The following is a 17302-nucleotide window of genomic DNA, read 5'->3' as shown; positions in this document are numbered from 1 at the left end:
ATATAGCCTAGAAATTGAACACTGGTGGCAAATTTTCCCGCTTTTATGGACATTACCGCGAGGACAACAGGGTTTATTATCTTGGGTGAGAACTCTTAAGGGGAAAGAAATTCAAATTCAGACTCGTAAACCCCATAGTATTAACACCGATGGCGAAATTACTAGCACTACTCCCGCCATGTTTCGAGTTATTCCAGCGGCCATAGGGGTCTATATTCCCCGTCAGGAAACACAATCTTAAAACTAACGAAAAGGAGGAGAATATAATAAACCCCCCTTTGTCCAAAGATTATTTAAACCTCGATCGAGTTGTAGGGGTTTACCGATTTCACGATCATAAATTTCACCGTAATTACCCACCTGTTTTAAGACTCTTTGGGCAAAATCATTGGGTAAACCCATATCTTCACCTAACTTCTCATCGATACCCAAAAAGCGCCGAATACTGGGGTCTTTGCTATCGGCAAAAGTGGCAATATTTTTCGAGTTAATCCCAAATTCTTCCCCTTGAATTAAACTAAAAACGATCGAGCGGACGGCATTCGACCAAGGGGGATCACCATCGGCCACGGCCGGGGCCAAGGGTTCCTTAGATATTACCACTTCTAATAATTGATGATCCTGCGGTCGGGGAAAAACCGAGCGCCGGGCCACCAATTGGGAGCGATCGGAGGTGACAGCCTGACAGCGCCCCGCCTGATAAGCTGTATATAAAGCCTCCACATCATCGGAAACGATCGGTTTATAGCCTTGCACTGCCGCTTTTGCCATGGCATCGGCCAGATTTTGTTCTGTGGTGGTTCCCGATAGCACACAAATGGACTTTCCGCTTAAATCTTCTAATTTCTTAACATTGCTGGCTTTCGTGGCCATAATTCCCTGACCATCATAGAAAACCGGGGTGATAAACTCCATCCCCAGAGCGGTATCCCGGTTAATCGTCCAGGTGGTGTTGCGACTGAGAATATCCACTTCTCCCGTCTGTACGGCAGTAAATCTCTCTTGGGGGCTAAGTTTACGATATTCGACTTTGGAGGGATCATTAAAGAGAGCCGCCGCAATAGCTCGGCAAATTTGCACATCTAAGCCGGAATATTCGCCTTTTTCATTAACAAAGCTGAACCCCGGCACTTCTCCGTTAATGCCACAAATTAACTTACCGCGATTTTTCACCGTTGGCAAGCGGCCAGCATCGGGACTACCTGCGGTGGTAGAACCAGAATTGGGTTGATTTTCCGTCCCACAGGCAGTAATTAGCAGTAAAAGCAGGGAAAATGCACAAAAACGCCACTTTAGCATAGATATTTCTTTAGTCACTTAATTTTAGCTGAAAGACCAGAGCAAGCTTAACAGTATAGCCACGATCGCACCGATAACCGTATTGATCACATTGACCAATTCATTAGTTAACCACAGAAAGCGAGTTTGTAGAGTAGCACCGATGAGACTTTCGATATTGGTAGCGATAAAGGCCGCAATTACGCACCATAACACACCAAGAAGATCGATCGCACCGATACCCCATGCTAACAGGGAAATAGCCGTGGCTGCCAGCAAACCGGCGAGCGTTCCCTCTAAACTAACAGCCCCTTCCGTTCCCCGGGGGACGGATTTAAAATTAGTGATTAGATAAGTAGTTTTACCGTAAGCTTTGCCCACCTCACTGGCAGTAGTATCGGCTAATTTAGTGCTAAAACTAGCCACATAAGCGAGTATTAACAGGTAATCCCAGGGAGAAGCGGCAAAAAGACTTAGGATAGCGCAAATTGCCCCCGCTAAAGCGGAACCCCAGACATTTTCTGGACCGCGCACCCCCGATCTTTTTTCGGCAATTCCCTCCGCTTCCTTGCGCGCTAAACCGATGCGGGTGACGGTAGAACCGACGAGGAAATAGAATAAAACAATCAGATAACCGCGCCATCCCAAGCTTCCCCAGACAATTACCCCTAAAACCCAAGCATGGAGATAACCCATCCGAGTTAAGAGCTTTTTTGGGGCAATTGCAGCGATTCCGAGGAGGACGGTATTGAGAAGAATAGCGACGAGCCAAGGATTAGTTAACATAGTATCTGGGCAAGTTTACATCCCCCATTGTATCGATCGAGTTCATGAAAACTAATCAACCTTATCAACCTCTTTTACTGCGAATTCTGCACGGATTCACGGGAATTGCCCTCATTGCCGCCATGGTTACGGCCTATTGGACCTATGATACTTTTGACGGTCGTTGGTTAAAACTGCCTTTACCAGAATATCGAGAAATTGAAAGTATTCATGGCACTTTTGGCCTCTATACTCTGATTATCTTTCCCGTTTTTGCTATCTATGCTTTTCGTCGGGGCAACAAAAGATTAATTCAAAGTGATTCTCTTAACAAATTAACCCAATTTGGTAAGCCGATTTGGTGGTATAGTCTCCATCGTTTAGTTAATACTTTGACTCTTTTTGCCCTAACTTTTGCTTTGTATAGTGGGCGGATGATGGATTCCGAATGGCTACCGGAAGGGGAATTAAATCACTTTTGGTATTATGCTCATTTGCTCAGTTGGTTAATTATGGCGGTAGTTCTGATCCTGCACCTACTCATGACTGCTAAAGTGGGAGGGATTCCCCTATTATTATCTATTCTTAAATGGCGTTTTCGTGAACAAGATAATCCGAAATTATGGTTATCTCAATTACGTCAATGGCGGTTAAATTTGCGTCTAGCTAATACTTTGCAGTGGCTACAATCTCTTAACTTATATAAAGTCCTAGAAATTGTTGTCTTATTGGCTATTATAGCGGCTTGGATTGTTCCCAAGTTTGACTAAGCTGTACTGTATTTAAACTGCGTATTGGGAATTTTAGTACAAATGCTCAAATTCCCTGATCCCACCTCTCCTATACCTTTTGAACAGGATTTAGTATGATTTATTGACCCCGACGAGCGAGAATAATCATCGTCTTCGCTAAGGGAGCAATACGACCAATACGATAGACTTTCTCTAACGATAAATTAGCTTCTGTTAACAGTTGTGTGATAGTTTTGACCGACCAAAATTTAATATGTCCGTGATCCCAAAGAGCGGTAAAATGCTCGTCCATCTTACCCGTAGCCGCTAGGGCTAAATTTTTGAGATAACCATGATAGGGAGTGGATATCAGCGCATATCCTCCCGGTTGCAGCAGATTATAAACGGTCTTAGCGTAATCGCGCGGGGCATAGACGTGTTCTACCACTTCCAAACTAATTAGCAGCGGAAAAGTACCAAATTTACTAGCCAGATCATCATAGGCGGAGCCAACGTATAGATCAAGTTCAGGATAGGCTTTTTTTGCCTCTGCTATCCCCGATTCGGAAGGATCGCAGCCACTGACTTGAAATCCTTTTTCTGATAACCAATTAGCGATCGAACCGTTGCCACAACCGAGATCAAAAATACGCTTTTCAGGAGGAGCAAGATCGGCAAAAATCTGACTTAGAGAAGGTAGCAAATAAGCGTGGGCAGTCCCACAGCAAGAATTTTGATAATGATAATAATCTGACATATTCTAAAATAGTTAATATGTAAGTATTTTGCGTGGCAGCACCACTACTGTCGAAAGGTAATACAGAAAGTAACTTTTGTCAAGGGTTTAGTGAAATTTATTGTCACATCCCATTGATACGATGTATTATATTATTTTATCAATATATTGCATATACTATCATCAATGGACATCTTGCAAAAATCAAAAACCTTCCCTTAGACGAGAAGTCTCCGAGCCATTATTCTCCTAGTTAGAATTCGTAAACTTAACATTAATAGCTGACTTCTGTTATCAGAAAACCTGAACAACTACCAAAGCGGATCGGAGTATAAATGAACGGTTAAAGAATCTCGATCGCCAGGGATACCGGTAATACAACTACAAATTTGAGTACCATCATCTAATTCTACTTCACAGGCGTGACAGGAACCCATTAAACAGCCGGTAGGAATGTCAATTCCTGCTTTTTTCGCCACGTCTAATAATAGTTCTCCAGTTTCCGCTTCTATGATGATATCATCGGGTAAAAAACGCACTGAAATAGTCATAATTTCTCCTTACAAATGAGCAAAAATAGGTTTAATATTTAAATGTTCTTCCACTAAATTAGCCATATTATCTAGGGTTATTTCTCTTTGTTCACTATAGTTAGCAATTCTCGTCGGCAAAGATAATAAACTGCGACGCTGACGTAGATGATTTAGCCAAGTTCTTCGCCAAGAACCATTATCAAAGATACCATGTAAATAACAGCCCCAAATTGAGAGAGAATCACTGACAATTCCTAGACTAGCATCTTCCTCGAACATTTTTTGATAACCTGATTCACTTTCCCATTGGCTTATTCCTTGGTGAATTTCGTATCCTGTTACTGGTAAACCAGCTTGGGGATAATTAGATAAAACCTGTCGTTGACGGGTAATTTTTTCGGCAGTAATTACCGTTTTTAACGGCAGTAAATTTAAGCCAGCTGCCTCACTATCGGGACCTTCTCGATGGTCAGGATCCAGAATTAATCGCCCTAACATTTGCAACCCACCACAGATGCCAAAGATAATACCTCCCCTTTGGTGATAGGCTTGTAATTGATTAGCCATACCACTTTGATTAAGAGCAATTAAATCAGCAACAGTGGTTTTAGAGCCGGGGATAATTACCCCATCGGGATCACCTAAAGATTCCTGTAATTCTAGATAACGGACATTAACCGTTGCTTCACCACAGAGAGGGTCAAAATCAGTAAAATTAGCGATATGAGGCAGACGAATGACACTGATATTTAGTTCAGCTTTGGGTTTTTGGGCGGGGCGATCGAGTAAACTAAGAGAATCCTCGGCACTTAAAAAGATATCACTATAGGGAAGAACTCCCAACACGGGAATTTTGGTATAATCTTCTAGCCAAGTAATCCCCGAATCTAAGAGGGATTTTTGTCCGCGAAATTTATTGATCACAATACCTTTAATTAAAGCTCTTTCTTCCGGCTCTAATAATTCTAACGTACCGACGACGTGAGCAAAAGCCCCCCCGCGATCAATATCCACCACTAAAATAGTAGCGGCATCGAGATATTTAGCCACCCGCATATTAGTTAAATCCCGATGTTTGAGATTTATTTCCGCCGGACTTCCCGCACCTTCACAGACAACTAGATCAAATTCTGCCGATAATTTAGCTAAAGATTCTTTAATTGCTTGCCAACCTTGCTCAAAATAATTCTGATAATAATCCGCTGCTGTGGTGACACCAACAGCCTGGCCTTTAATAATCACCTGAGAGGTCATATTTCCCTGGGGTTTTAATAAAATTGGGTTCATTTCTACCCGGGGAATTGTCCCCGCGGCCCATGCTTGCACCGCTTGGGCGTGACCCATTTCTCCCCCTCTGGCGGTAACATAGGCATTAAGGGCCATATTCTGACCTTTAAAGGGTGTTACCTGCCAACCTTTCCGGTTGAATAAACGACATAAAGCCGCAGTTAAAAAAGATTTACCCGCGTGGGAGGTTGTCCCCACTACCATAATTGCTTTCATCTAGTTTTTTTATTGAGTATTTTCAGTTAACTGATAACTGATAACTGATAACTGATAACTGATAACTGATAACTGATAACTGATAACTGATAACTGACTCCCAACAGCATTAAAAAGAAAACCAACGTTGCAGAGTATTTAAAAATCTTTGCCAGAAAGTGGGTTGAGGGAAAAAGTCCCCTTGGGGTTGCCATTTTTCTATTAATTTTCTCCCCAAAGGAGTGAGACGAAAACTATCGGTTATCCCCTGTCCATCTACTTCTCGCCGCAAAATTCCCACCTTAATCAACCAGAGAAGATAGCTTTCCGCTGCTGCTTCCGTCAGCAGTCTGGAAGTATAACCTTTCTCTAAACCCCCAGCACCCGGAATGCTTAAAAGTGATACACTTTGCTCCAGCATAGCCGCAAATAAGGTGAGACGGAAAGGAGAACAACAGAGGGCGCGTTCGGCCCTAGTGATGGTAGCATCAGGATAATTGATGGCGGTAACGGTGGGAGTCGATAGGCTCATAGATTCCAGTCGTTTAGCTATTGATAAACTCATTGTTACATTAATTCTGTCTCAACCCCTGTTAACCCCAATCATCGATAAAATAGGGATGAAGTGTTAAGTAGCTTGAGTGTTTATGCAGTCTCCCGAACCGTTCGATACTAAATATACCCCAGAGGAAGTGGAAGTGGAAATCGAAACCGACGATTTTTCCCCCGTTGATACCCGGGTTAGTTTCGCTGCCACTCTCGAAAAAGTGAAAACTTGGTACGGCAGCCTGTCCACACCGGCACAGGTAGTCGTGGCAGTGGCGGGGGTTTTTGTGGCTCTTTCGATTTTAACGGCGATTTTACGGCTAGTTAGCGCAGTTTTAAGTGCTTTAATCCTTGCCGCTATCGTTTATCTTATCTATCGTTACATCCTCAAACCGAGAGTTTAGTCGGCTATGCACATTTTCTGTTCAATGTCAAGAGTTTAGTTGATAAAAAAAATTTATGGAAGAAGCGGACACTAGAGATATCTTGGGGGAAAATGTGGCTAAGTTGGGATTGGCCCAAATCCAGCGTCATCTATTTCTCTGCTGCGATCAGACTAAGCCAAAATGTTGTGACAAGGAAGAAGGGTTAGAAGTGTGGGATTATTTAAAGAAGCGGTTAAGTGAATTAGAACTCGATCGCCCTAGGGCGGACCGTCCGGGCTGTATTTTTCGCACTAAAGCCAACTGTTTGCGGGTTTGTAGCCAAGGCCCGATTTTATTAGTGTACCCGGAAGGAGTCTGGTATCGAAGGGTCAATAAGGAAGCGATCGAAAGAATTATCCAAGAACACCTAATCGGTAATCAAATCGTCACAGAATATGCTTTTCTTCGCCACGATTTACCGGCAATTTCTCGGAACTGTCCAGGAGGAGAACCCGAAACAATAGAGGAAAACATCGTTAAAACTAACTGAAACACAATTAACTACACATATCTAACTACCTGTTGCCTCTTGCCTGTCGATCCTTTGTCCGTCTCCATTCCCCCAACCCTGCAGCCCGGAAAATACCCATGAAAGAGACCAACAAAGACAATAAACAACTTTTATTAATCGACGATGACCCGAATTTAATACTTTTGGTAAAAGATTATCTAGAGTTTCGTGGTTATAGGGTGACAACCGCAGAAAACGGTCGGGAGGCCCTAGAAATCCTCGAACGCGGGGCAAATACTGCCAAGGCAAGGGAAATGCCCGATATGATTATCTGTGATCTGATCATGCCGGAAATGGACGGTTATGCCTTCCTCGAAAAAATTCGTCAGGACAGTCGTTTTAGTGGCCTTCCCGTGATTTTTCTCTCCCCTAAGGATCAAAGTCAGGACAAGGTGACAGGTTTAACCGCCGGGGCCGATTTTTATATGGTCAAACCCTTTGAACCGGAAGAATTAGTGGCCCTGGTGGAGTCTTCCCTCACACAAGCGGGCCGGTTGCTGAAACGCAGCACCCGCATCCATTCCCCGGATGTCACTCCTCTTCAGGTTCCGGGTAATGTGGAATTAACCCCAACGGAGTTAAAAGTAGTACAATTGGTCGCACAGGGCATGGCTAATCGGGAAATCGCCGCAAAACTCAATGTTAGTCAACGGACAATCGAAAGTCATGTGTCGAATATGCTCCATAAAACCGGTCTTCATAATCGCACGGAATTGACCCAGTGGGCGATCGAAAGTAATATCATTTTTCTCTATTCCTAGCAGGTATCCTAGACTAAATCCTGTTCAAGAAGAGTGGGGAGTGGGGAGAAGAGGGCTAAGGGTAATTAACCAACCTACCATCTAAAGATTACATTCTTTTTCTTAAACCAACACCCGCTAAACCAAAGGCTAACAAAGCAAGCAAGGAAGAGGATTCAGGAACAGATTGAGGACCAGGAGGTTGATCAGGAGTTCTATTAAATTGAACCTCAGAGAAGCCAGTACCATTAGTAGAACCCCAGTTACTAGCAACAACAAACCGGACAAAAGAGGCTGTAACCGGAGAAGAAAAGCTGAACGTCTCTGGATTTACAGCAGCATTATTAGTTGCGGCGATAGCAAACTGAGTAGGAGCACCCGCTATAGTCGTGAAAGTTGTCCCATTGGTGGAGGATTGAACAGTCACGCCCTTAATTCCGATAGTCCTCTGTGCGTTAAAGTTCCAGAAGCTAAAACCAGCCAGACTATAGCTGCCATTGAGATTGAAAGTGATATTACCAGTGAGCGCAGTTCCAAACCAAGCATTAGTCACAGTTGCCGCAGCATGAGATCCTGTCAGACTTGGTGTATTACTGGGCAACCCGGCACCATTGACGGTATTGGCTATGTTAGTAGAGAAAGCACTACCCATATTTGTTGAGGCAGTGATGTTAGGAATCAGGGCGGCTTGGGCGTTTTCTGCCACACCCAACATTAACCCTAAACTGGCAGTGGATAAAACAATCGGTGCGATGGCGACTTTCATTGGCAAACTTGCCTCTTTTGTAAAGTTAAGTTAAGTAAAGTTAAATAGATGTTTTACATCTTTACCAATCTTATTTTTTTTTTTTTTTATTTCTGCTATTTATGATACAGTTTTTTTGCGTTTTTATGGTTAAGAAGTCAGGTTTATTCCCTCAATATCAGAAAAAAAAGAGCCTCTCTTGGCTCTTGGCTGAAAAATGTTCACAATGTCACATTATGGGCGCAAGCAGTTCGATAAACTCACTGACCACTTTGCGCCCCTACATTGCAGCTGCTGTGATTGGTAGAGACGTATAATACTAAATCCGTTGAGTATAGGCTACATATGCAGTGGAATATAGCTAGGTCATAGGTGTAGGGCTAATTCATGAATTAGCCCTACAATGGGCGTTGTCAAATGGGAACTGAAATTACTTTGACTTGCCCTGAGCTACGTCGAAGGGCAGCAAGGATTGCATGGCATCTTTCCTATTCTGATCTGACAACGCCGTAAAATCGGTCAACTAGAAATGACGGGAAACGATTTTTTCGATGGTTGCTTGGGTATCCTGCAGCAGTTTCTCGCGACTATCTCTAGTATTAGTCAGACTAGGCACAAGATTACGAGCTTGTAAAGCCATGTGAAGCTGTAGTTGAGCTACATACTCGCGGATATCTTCACGGGTTTCCGATTGGTGAGGATGAAACATAGAGAAACTGGAAGGGTCGTCTAGCTGATGGTGTCTTGTCGATAACTCCTCTACAAGTTATCACAAGAGCTTGGGTTCCAGTCAAGGGTCGGCTCCAACTCTACACATTTCTCAACAAAACTTATAACAGTTATCTTAATGGTGAGGTACAAAGTTTTGCTTTTGGGGAGCCGATCGCCGGTCGTCGATACCAAATTTAGGTTACACTTCCTCTTGATGGGAAAGGCTGTATCTTGAGAAAATAATTAGGCTAAATAGAACCGAATTTAGGGGGTATTTTCTGGAAAAGAATCACTATAATTAAATAAAAATGGTACGCTATTTTTTCCCGCTCCATCCATGACTAAAACCCGGGGCATTTGCGCCCCACCTTCGCGCCAAGCTTCGATCGCTTCTTTCTGTAAAACTAATCCTCCCCCCTGTTCTTTTAAAGTTTCTGCTAATAGTCTTTGTGCCTCAGCTTTCCCTTTAGCGCGATTAACTTCTGCTTGGGCCTGTTGTTCCGCTTCTTGGGTGATATAAACGGCTCTTTGGGCCCGTTGTTCCGCGATTTGTTTATCTTCGACGGCCCGAGCGAATTCTGGAGAAAAATTCAAATCTACTACACTGGTATCTAAAACTAGAATACCATACTTTTCTAACCGAGTCGATAGGGCATTATCAAAGTCTTCTTTTAACTCACTGCGTCGAGTAATTGCCTCCTCTACGGTTCTTTTAGCGGCGGCAATTTTAAAGGATTCTTGGGTTTGAGGGGCGATAATTTTAGCGACAATATTTTGGAGGGTGCCTTGGGTTCTTCTAATTGCCACTACCTGGGTCGGATCGAGACGAAAATTAATCGCAAAACTAGCGGATAAATCCTGTAAATCTTTAGTGGAACTTTGGGCGGGAACTTCAAATTTTTGCACCGTAACATCGTAGATATCGACACTAGAAACAAAGGGAGGTTTAAAGTGCAATCCCTCCAATAAAACCCCGTCCTTAGCCTTTCCTAAAACACTTAAAACTCCCGCTTGTCCGGGGGTGATAATCACATAGGCATTAAAGGCCGCTAAAATGACAATAGTGGCCAATAATCCCCCAATCAGGGAAAGTAAATTAATAGCATCTTTCTGGTTCACAGTTTATACTCCTTGACGAGCGACTAAAGCGAGAATTTTTGTTGCGATCACTTGATTGACAGGCATCACTGACAGACGATTTCCTGTCCTTACTAATAATAATTCATCGGCGGTAAAATTTTGTTTTAAAATTCCTAGGGGCAGCAGTTGGGGAAAAAGGCGATCGAACTCAACTTTAACCGTCCACCAGCGCGGGCAATCCGGGGAGGATTTAGAATCATAGTAGGGACTATCGGGATCGAATTGTGTGGGATCGATCCTATCGGTTTGCACTACTCGCATTAAGCCGACAATCCCCGGCGGGGTCGTATTAGAATGATAAAAAAAAGCCAAATCTCCCCGTTTCATCTGACGGAGAAAATTGCGGGCCTGATAATTTCGCACCCCCTCCCAAATAGTTTGACCATCTTTTTTTAAATCCTCGATACTATAGACATCGGGTTCCGATTTCATTAACCAATAATTTAAATTCATCATTTATAGTTGTGATTAATTCAAATAAGCTCAAAAATATTTTTAGCCGTTCCTGTCAGCCTTGTTACCATAATGTTAAATATAATTCACTTTGGCTGCTTTTGTAGTTCTACTCAAACAATTATTGGGGAGAATGTATCTAAAAATACTTTTGTTAGCGGCAATTTTTAAGGACTATGAGCGTTCAAGTCTAGCTATTCTTGGCAACCGTCAGTTTTTCCCTATGGCTAAAAATAATTTATTCTCGATTATTAAATCGATCAAATAAGCTGTAAAATAAGATACATTGCTCTAAAAATCTCTAGCCAATCCATAGATTATCGGTGTTCCAAGCCACTCGCCGCCGTTTAGCCTTATGGTACACTGCCGTCACTGCCATACTACTGCTTTTTCTCGCTACGGGAATGTATTTTTATGTGCGCCATACCCTAGTGGATCGCATTGATGATACCCTCAAACACATCATTGAGGTGGTAAATCGTTCCCTCGTGATCGAATCGATTCCCCCAGATCAAGGACGTTATCGCGTCGATCCCCTCGCAAGTTTTCCCAGTCAGGGTAAATCTGTGGAGGACGATCATATAGATTTGGAATGGTTTGATCCCCAAGGTAATCTACTTTGGTCAACTTTGGCTGAATCCTTAGATATTCCCCTCCATCCCCACCGTCAAGGGGAAACTATTCGCTTATCCGATAATCGTCTGCTGCGACAAGTAACCGAAAGGGTGGAAATCGGTCATTATGTTTTGGGATATCTGCGGGTAAGTCATCCTTGGTTTGAGGTGACAAAACCGATTAGACAGCTATTATGGGATTTAATCGCCGGAATTTGCCTGATGATTGCCAGTGTCGCCTGGATTGGTTGGTTTTTGTCCGGTTTAGCCATTCAACCGGTAAAAGAGTCCTATCAGAGTTTAAAACAATTTACCGCCGATGCTTCCCATGAATTACGCAATCCGATCGCCACTATCCAAACTAACGTGCAAATGGCGATCGCTTATCCCCAAACTCGTCATCAACGCTTGCAAGTGATCGATCGTTTAACGGAAAGATTGGGCAATTTAGTCAATGATCTGCTCTTTTTAGCCCGTTCTGATAGTGGCATCGTCCAACCGATCGAGCAAGCTGTACCTTTGGATGCTTTATTGATGGAAGTGGTGGAAGAACAGCGTTTAATCGCCGATAAGCAGGGAATTTCCCTCTCTTTGTCGATTGTGGAACCGAATCAAGAGGATTTTTCCTACAGCGATGAAATGTTTACTATGGAGGGAGATTGGGATCAATTAGCCCGTTTATTCACAAATTTAATCTCTAATGCCCTAAAACACGCTTTTTTGCCAGAATCTGAGCCTAAAAATGTGGCAGTGGAATTGGAGAAAAGTAAACGCGATCGACAATCGGTGTTACTGGTACGCGTCAAAGATAACGGAATCGGGATTCCCGAGGCTGCTTTGTCCCATATTTTCGATCGCTTTTATCGTCTCGATCCCGCGCGACAAAATTCCGCCACTTCCGGGGGAACAGGATTAGGATTAGCGATCGCTTTAGCGATTACCCTCAGTCATCATGGACAAATTAGCGTCGAAAGTCAGATCGATCGAGGAACAATCTTCACCGTCAGCTTACCGAAAAGCCATCAACGGGAGAAAAAAACCGAAAAGTCAGAAGCTTGACACTTCTGACCTTTTTTTCATACCCCCAAGGGAATTCGAATCCCTGTCGCCTCCGTGAAAGGGAGGTGTCCTAGGCCACTAGACGATGGGGGCGTGGATTTCAGACCTTTTTAAATATAACAATAATCTTTCCGGGAGTCAAGGGTTTTGGCAAAAAATTTTTTTTATCCCGCCCTTGCACAATAGGATAGTGTAATTGAAGATGTTATCGCCCAAAATCCATGGCTGCCGATTCCTATAAAAGCCGACTGTTCAACCTGATCAACCGTCGCTTGATCCGTCTGAAAGATAACCTCGGCCGCGTCTCTCGTCGCGGACAAAATGCGATCGCTATTGCCCTGCAAATAGCCCTCTATCCCGTCTATTTGCTGGTACAATCCCTGCGGATGACGGCTAATCAATTGGGGAACAGTCTCCAGAAACAATTATCACCCCCCGGAAAAGATGGGACGGATGCGATCAAAGAATTTCTCCACAGCTTATCCGACCAAGAAACGCCATTTATTGGCATAGCAGCCGATCTAGAGGATCAAGCTTTAGTTTTCGTCACTAACGATCACCAGACTGTTAAAATCACCGATAATCAAACCCAAAGACAAATAGAAAAACAAATTAGGACGGCACTGGCTAACTACGCCCTCGAAAAACGGAAAATTAAGCGATTAAATCCTCAATATCCGCCTTTATTACCGAATTTTACCGACAAAAATCCTGTCTTGCCTCCGATCCGTTGGTTTTGGAACCTACTACGCTGGGAACAACAGGGACAAATAGCGATCGCCATAAATCTCTTCCAGGAATCCCATCTCGTCAAAACCCCGACACCACCCTCCTTACCACTGCCTAATTTAAATTCTCAAGCGATTTTAGAAGTTATTGACGAAAAATTAGCAATTTTCGAGGCTAAATTTCTCGCTATCTCCCCCGCAATCCCCAGCAGTTTTAGCCACACCTCTAACCCCCCTTCCGATCTCGTTAACCAGTCCCCGACTGTCGAGAAAAATTCCTCCTATCTCTGGCGACTTTATTGGTTAATTTATGCGGCGATCGAGCATTTCTGGGCAAAAGAGAAGAATAATTTAGAATATAGTGCTGATTCACCCGCTTTATCGGCAAAATATCCCCTAAGTCTTCCTAATTCTCTGCTGATCACCTTCAAGCAACGTCTCCAGGATTGGCTAGAAAAACAAACCCAAGCGGATCCCTTCACGATCGGCAAACTCATCCAAGCGGCGATCGATCACTTCTTTTCCTCTCGCCAATCCCTGACATTTTCCGCCGTCAGCGAGCAACCATGGCTAGAATCCGCCGATATCTTGGCTATTTCTCCCCAAGACTCCGAAAAACCGCGCCTTAACCCCGCTTATCCCCTTCCCCAGTCCCCAGGCACACCAGCCGAGCCTCATAGCACAAAAAAAGCTTTTAGTCAAGAAAAACAAAATAAATCTTTACAAAAAATCCCCCCGGCCGCTGCTGAAATTACCCCTGGAGAATCCCCCCCCGCAACTCAATTAGATCCCCGCTACACTAGGGAGATAATTCAACCAATTAACGAAGAATGGTTAGAAACCGAATCAACCCCCGTCGGCTACGTTAAACACCCCTTAGAACGGATTTTAGAGGGATTAGATGCGATTATTTTATGGGTGGAGGAATTAGTCATTAAAATTTGGCGTTGGTTGCGGTACAATCGACGCATTCGCATTTCTAAATTGCTCAAACGCAAACGTTAATCGGGTCAGGAGTCACAGCTGCTGTTTTTGGCTATACCAATCGCGCCACAAGCTGGAACTACGAATCACCAGCCAGAGTAGCAATAAAGCGATTAAACCGCCATTTTCTGGGGCGCTGAGGGCAAAAAACACTAAAATAATACATAAAAACTCCTCGGCCAAAGTCACCCAAATCGGTAAACCGTGCAAACGAAAAAACCAGCCCACTTGTACTAACTTGATCACAAAAGCGAGTAATCCCCCCACTCCCGCAATTAACCAAAGGGGTTGCAGATTTAACTGCAACATTTTCACCATGGTTAAACTCATTAATGCGCCGACGAGCGGACTGATAAATAAAGAGATAATCTGTAGAACCCGCTGCCCCAAAAGACTCTTGGAACCAAACAACTCGAATAACGACCAACTAACCAAAATCGCCAGTAAAACTTGAGGATGAAGACGCGATAATAACGGGACATCCTGCCAGAGATTAGTTCGTAGCAAACCAATAACCAACAACGGTAAAGCGGTGCGTAGACCCGCCGCCGCCGCCGCCGAAAGTACCGCTAAAATTCCAATTAACATAGATTTCAGTTAAACTAAGACGCATTTTCACCGCCTATCCTTAGATTAGTTCAATCTCCCCCCCCCAACCCCCCCAACCCCCACGACATCGGGGGGTGGGGGGTGGGGGGTTGCCCCTTGCAAGAGCGCCTCATCTCCACAAGCAATTTAAAATTGAAATATTTGGCGTATTCTTCTCCATTCTATATTTTCCGAGCGAGCGACAAAGGTTAAAATTTGGGAAACACTGCAATATGCTGGCAGTCATCCTGGCTAAAAACACGCTATTTTATTAACTTAATAGTAACCGCGCTTTAGGAGTAAGCAGTTTTCATGGACTCCCTGACAACCCTCCAATGTCAAAACCTAACTTGTCTAGCTCAGAACCCTCTCACTAATAGATTCTGTGAAAAATGCGGTACTCCTTTAGTTAAGCGTTATTTATGGATGATGGGTGATTGGGTGAGAACCTATTATCGTGTTGGTGAGCTAATTGATAATCGTTATTTGGTCAAACAACCCCAAATTGTTCTTGATACTAAACCCGCTCAAGCACCCCAAGCACCGGAAGAACCTCCTAGCTGGATTTCCCTCTACCTAAAATTGTTACCCTTCCATCTCCACATTCCCCAAATCTACGGCTATATTCCCAGTCCCGATGAATGCTTAAATATGGACATCTGGCTATTGGAATACGGCACTATTCCCCTCGATGAAACGGGAGAATTAATTTATCCGCAACTATTGCCCACTCTGGCCGAGGTTTGGTCGCAAGCTTCCGATTTAAGGCAAATTCACTGGTTATGGCAAATGGCCAAACTCTGGCATCCCCTCCAGAAAAAAGCCGTGGTCTCTAGTCTGCTCAACCCTTCTCTGACGAGAGTGAATAATCAGCTGCTGCAATTGCTGGAATTAAGCAAAGACGAGGCTGCCGCTCCCAAGTTAAAAGATTTAGGGGTCCTGTGGGCCGGTCTGATCCCGACGGCAGCCGCTAATATTCAAGATTTTCTCGCATCCCTGACCCAAGAGCTAGAATCGGGTGATCTCGATCGCCCGGAATCCCTGATCGCTATCCTCGATTATGCACTACAGCACTACGGTGCAGGTCAAGAACGCAGCTATGAGATTTTCACCTGTACCGATACCGGTCCGCTGCGGGAACACAACGAGGATGCCTGTTATCCCCCGGCTAATCAGGCCATAACCCTCGCTCATGGTCAAAATCCCTTCGACAAAGCTCAGGGCAAGCCCCTGGCGATTGTCTGTGATGGCATCGGCGGTCAGGAAGGAGGCGAAATCGCTGCTCAATTGGCGATCGAAACCCTGCCTAGGGAAATTAATCCCAGTCCCACGAGTGATATTGAAGTCTATCCCGATAGTCACAGTCTGGCCCTCGAACAGGCGATTCGTGTCACCAATGATCTGATCAGTCAACGCAATGATCAGGAGTTAAGACAAGATCGTCAGCGCATGGGTACTACTCTCGTCATGGCTTTTGCCCACGATCAGGAAATGTACGCAGCCCATGTGGGGGATTCCCGCCTCTATTGGATTACTGCCCACAGTTGTCATCAAGTGACGGTGGATGATGATCTCGCTTCCAGGGAAGTGAAATTAGGCTATCTCCTCTATCGTGATGCCATACAGTATCCCAACGCCGGGGCCTTGGTGCAAGCTTTGGGCATGAGTAGTGCCAATAATCTCCATCCCACCGTTCAGAGGTTGATTATTGATCAAGATTGTGTTTTTCTCCTCTGTTCCGATGGTTTAAGTGATTACGATCGGGTAGAACAATACTGGGACAGTGAAATTGTGCCTCTTTTGCAAGGGGAGAAAACCGTGACAGCCGTGGGGGAAAGTTTATTACAACTAGCTAACCAGAAAAACGGTCACGATAACTCCACCATCGCCCTAGTTTATTGTCGGGTAGTTCCTGCGGCTGAACCTGTCACGCCTTTAGTTTATGCTGAGGCCAAAGAACGGATTATTCCCGATCTTAATGACCAAGATTTCGATCACAGCGAGGAAACCTACTCCGAAGAAGAAGTGGTGACTTCAATACCCACTCCCCCCCCTGCATCTTCTTCTGTTCCTAGTCCTACCTCTCCCCCCGCACCCACTAACGTTTCTCCCCCGATGGGAGCGATCGCTGTCGGTGTTCTCGGTTTGCTTGCCGCGATCGCTTGGCAATTCCTGAGTCCTTATCCCGCTTCCAATCCATCGATTTCTCCCGCACCCGTCACCAGTCCCACGACCGGGACGACACCTCCCGCACCTGTCACCGGTCCGAGTCCGGTGACGACACCTCCCGCACCTGTCACCGATTCTAGTCCCACGACCGGGACGACACCTCCCGCACCTGTCACCGGTCCGAGTCCCCCCAATCCCTAATTCCCACTTCCCCACTTCCCCACTTACCGAAATTTTGGGTTAAAGCCCCGTCCTTTTAGGACGGCTTTTTAAACTATATCTTGTTAACTTAACTTTTATTGTGCTATACTGATTTTGTCTAAGTCCCCCCTGCGTAAAATGTTTGTCTTAGAGTTTAAAGTTA

Annotated in this window: 19 protein-coding genes, 1 tRNA gene and 1 pseudogene; 9 read left to right on the top strand and 12 right to left on the bottom strand. The window is 44.4% G+C overall.

The window, feature by feature from the left end:
- A pseudogene (locus tag O9334_RS12095) lies at positions 1-241 on the top strand (lipid kinase); the annotation flags it as partial.
- Positions 242-243: 2 nt separating this feature from the next.
- On the opposite strand, the gene O9334_RS12090 reads toward O9334_RS12095, so the two are convergent.
- Positions 244-1299 (bottom strand): amino acid ABC transporter substrate-binding protein, encoded by a 1056-nt coding sequence (locus tag O9334_RS12090; RefSeq protein ID WP_045360629.1) that lies wholly within the window; start codon positions 1297-1299, stop codon positions 244-246.
- 24 nt (positions 1300-1323) lie between these two features.
- Complete coding sequence (locus O9334_RS12085; RefSeq protein ID WP_045360628.1) at positions 1324-2064, bottom strand: TIGR00297 family protein; 741 nt, start codon at positions 2062-2064, stop codon at positions 1324-1326.
- A gap of 44 nt (positions 2065-2108) precedes the next feature.
- Between O9334_RS12085 and O9334_RS12080 the strand changes: the two genes are divergently transcribed.
- The gene (locus O9334_RS12080; protein ID WP_150975688.1) at positions 2109-2813 is read left to right on the top strand and encodes a cytochrome b/b6 domain-containing protein; all 705 of its coding nucleotides are present in this window, start codon (positions 2109-2111) and stop codon (positions 2811-2813) included.
- Positions 2814-2913: 100 nt separating this feature from the next.
- Here O9334_RS12080 and O9334_RS12075 read toward each other — a convergent pair whose 3' ends face one another.
- From O9334_RS12075 to O9334_RS12060, 4 genes are all read right to left on the bottom strand, one after another.
- Positions 2914-3531, bottom strand: coding sequence for a class I SAM-dependent methyltransferase (locus tag O9334_RS12075; RefSeq protein ID WP_147070816.1), 618 nt, complete (start codon positions 3529-3531; stop codon positions 2914-2916).
- A 290-nt stretch (positions 3532-3821) separates the two neighbouring features.
- Entirely contained in the window at positions 3822-4061 is a 240-nt protein-coding gene (locus O9334_RS12070; RefSeq protein WP_002732958.1) for a 2Fe-2S iron-sulfur cluster-binding protein, read from the bottom strand.
- A 9-nt stretch (positions 4062-4070) separates the two neighbouring features.
- The gene (gene cobQ / locus O9334_RS12065; RefSeq protein WP_045360623.1) at positions 4071-5546 is read right to left on the bottom strand and encodes a cobyric acid synthase CobQ; all 1476 of its coding nucleotides are present in this window, start codon (positions 5544-5546) and stop codon (positions 4071-4073) included.
- Between the two features lie 109 nt (positions 5547-5655).
- Positions 5656-6057 carry an Npun_F0494 family protein gene (locus O9334_RS12060; protein WP_045360650.1) on the bottom strand — a complete coding sequence of 134 codons (402 nt, stop codon included), beginning with the start codon at positions 6055-6057 and terminating at the stop codon, positions 5656-5658.
- A 115-nt stretch (positions 6058-6172) separates the two neighbouring features.
- Between O9334_RS12060 and O9334_RS12055 the strand changes: the two genes are divergently transcribed.
- The 3 genes from O9334_RS12055 to O9334_RS12045 all read left to right on the top strand — a co-directional run bounded on the left by O9334_RS12055 (position 6173) and on the right by O9334_RS12045 (position 7768).
- Positions 6173-6475 (top strand): hypothetical protein, encoded by a 303-nt coding sequence (locus tag O9334_RS12055; protein ID WP_190381085.1) that lies wholly within the window; start codon positions 6173-6175, stop codon positions 6473-6475.
- Positions 6476-6530: 55 nt separating this feature from the next.
- Entirely contained in the window at positions 6531-6986 is a 456-nt protein-coding gene (locus tag O9334_RS12050) for a (2Fe-2S) ferredoxin domain-containing protein (RefSeq protein WP_288000370.1), read from the top strand.
- 98 nt (positions 6987-7084) lie between these two features.
- Positions 7085-7768, top strand: a complete 684-nt coding sequence (locus O9334_RS12045; protein WP_190381087.1) for a response regulator transcription factor — start codon at positions 7085-7087, stop codon at positions 7766-7768.
- A gap of 88 nt (positions 7769-7856) precedes the next feature.
- Here O9334_RS12045 and O9334_RS12040 read toward each other — a convergent pair whose 3' ends face one another.
- From O9334_RS12040 to O9334_RS12025, 4 genes are all read right to left on the bottom strand, one after another.
- On the bottom strand, positions 7857-8513 hold the full coding sequence (locus O9334_RS12040) for a discoidin domain-containing protein (RefSeq protein WP_288000369.1): 657 nt from the start codon (positions 8511-8513) through the stop codon (positions 7857-7859).
- 502 nt (positions 8514-9015) lie between these two features.
- On the bottom strand, positions 9016-9201 hold the full coding sequence (locus tag O9334_RS12035) for a hypothetical protein (protein WP_045360613.1): 186 nt from the start codon (positions 9199-9201) through the stop codon (positions 9016-9018).
- 266 nt (positions 9202-9467) lie between these two features.
- Positions 9468-10322: a prohibitin family protein gene (locus tag O9334_RS12030; protein ID WP_045360611.1), complete on the bottom strand. Its 855-nt coding sequence runs from the start codon at positions 10320-10322 to the stop codon at positions 9468-9470.
- Positions 10323-10325: 3 nt separating this feature from the next.
- Entirely contained in the window at positions 10326-10799 is a 474-nt protein-coding gene (locus O9334_RS12025; RefSeq protein ID WP_045360609.1) for an EVE domain-containing protein, read from the bottom strand.
- 88 nt (positions 10800-10887) lie between these two features.
- On the opposite strand from O9334_RS12025, the gene O9334_RS12020 reads away from it, so the two are divergent.
- A complete protein-coding gene (locus O9334_RS12020) occupies positions 10888-11064 on the top strand; it encodes a hypothetical protein (RefSeq protein WP_190381526.1) in 177 nt (58 codons plus the stop codon).
- A gap of 55 nt (positions 11065-11119) precedes the next feature.
- Positions 11120-12469 (top strand): sensor histidine kinase, encoded by a 1350-nt coding sequence (locus O9334_RS12015; protein WP_045360607.1) that lies wholly within the window; start codon positions 11120-11122, stop codon positions 12467-12469.
- A 20-nt stretch (positions 12470-12489) separates the two neighbouring features.
- On the opposite strand, the gene O9334_RS12010 is transcribed toward O9334_RS12015, so the two are convergent.
- A tRNA-Glu gene (locus O9334_RS12010) sits at positions 12490-12562 on the bottom strand.
- Positions 12563-12690: 128 nt separating this feature from the next.
- Between O9334_RS12010 and O9334_RS12005 the strand changes: the two genes are divergently transcribed.
- Positions 12691-14202, top strand: a complete 1512-nt coding sequence (locus O9334_RS12005; RefSeq protein ID WP_045360606.1) for a hypothetical protein — start codon at positions 12691-12693, stop codon at positions 14200-14202.
- Positions 14203-14214: 12 nt separating this feature from the next.
- Here O9334_RS12005 and O9334_RS12000 read toward each other — a convergent pair whose 3' ends face one another.
- Complete coding sequence (locus O9334_RS12000; RefSeq protein WP_045360604.1) at positions 14215-14769, bottom strand: DUF4126 domain-containing protein; 555 nt, start codon at positions 14767-14769, stop codon at positions 14215-14217.
- A 312-nt stretch (positions 14770-15081) separates the two neighbouring features.
- Here O9334_RS12000 and O9334_RS11995 point away from each other — a divergent pair, with 312 nt between their 5' ends.
- Positions 15082-17139 carry a protein phosphatase 2C domain-containing protein gene (locus O9334_RS11995; RefSeq protein WP_288000368.1) on the top strand — a complete coding sequence of 686 codons (2058 nt, stop codon included), beginning with the start codon at positions 15082-15084 and terminating at the stop codon, positions 17137-17139.
- The last annotated feature ends 163 nt before the right edge of the window (positions 17140-17302 follow it).

Origin of the sequence: Microcystis sp. LE19-8.1F (assembly GCF_027531715.1) — a bacterium.
GTDB classification, from domain to species: Bacteria; Cyanobacteriota; Cyanobacteriia; order Cyanobacteriales; family Microcystaceae; genus Microcystis; species Microcystis wesenbergii_A.
The sequence above is the reverse complement of the archived record's forward strand: the minus strand, read 5'-3'. Positions and strand labels throughout refer to the sequence as shown.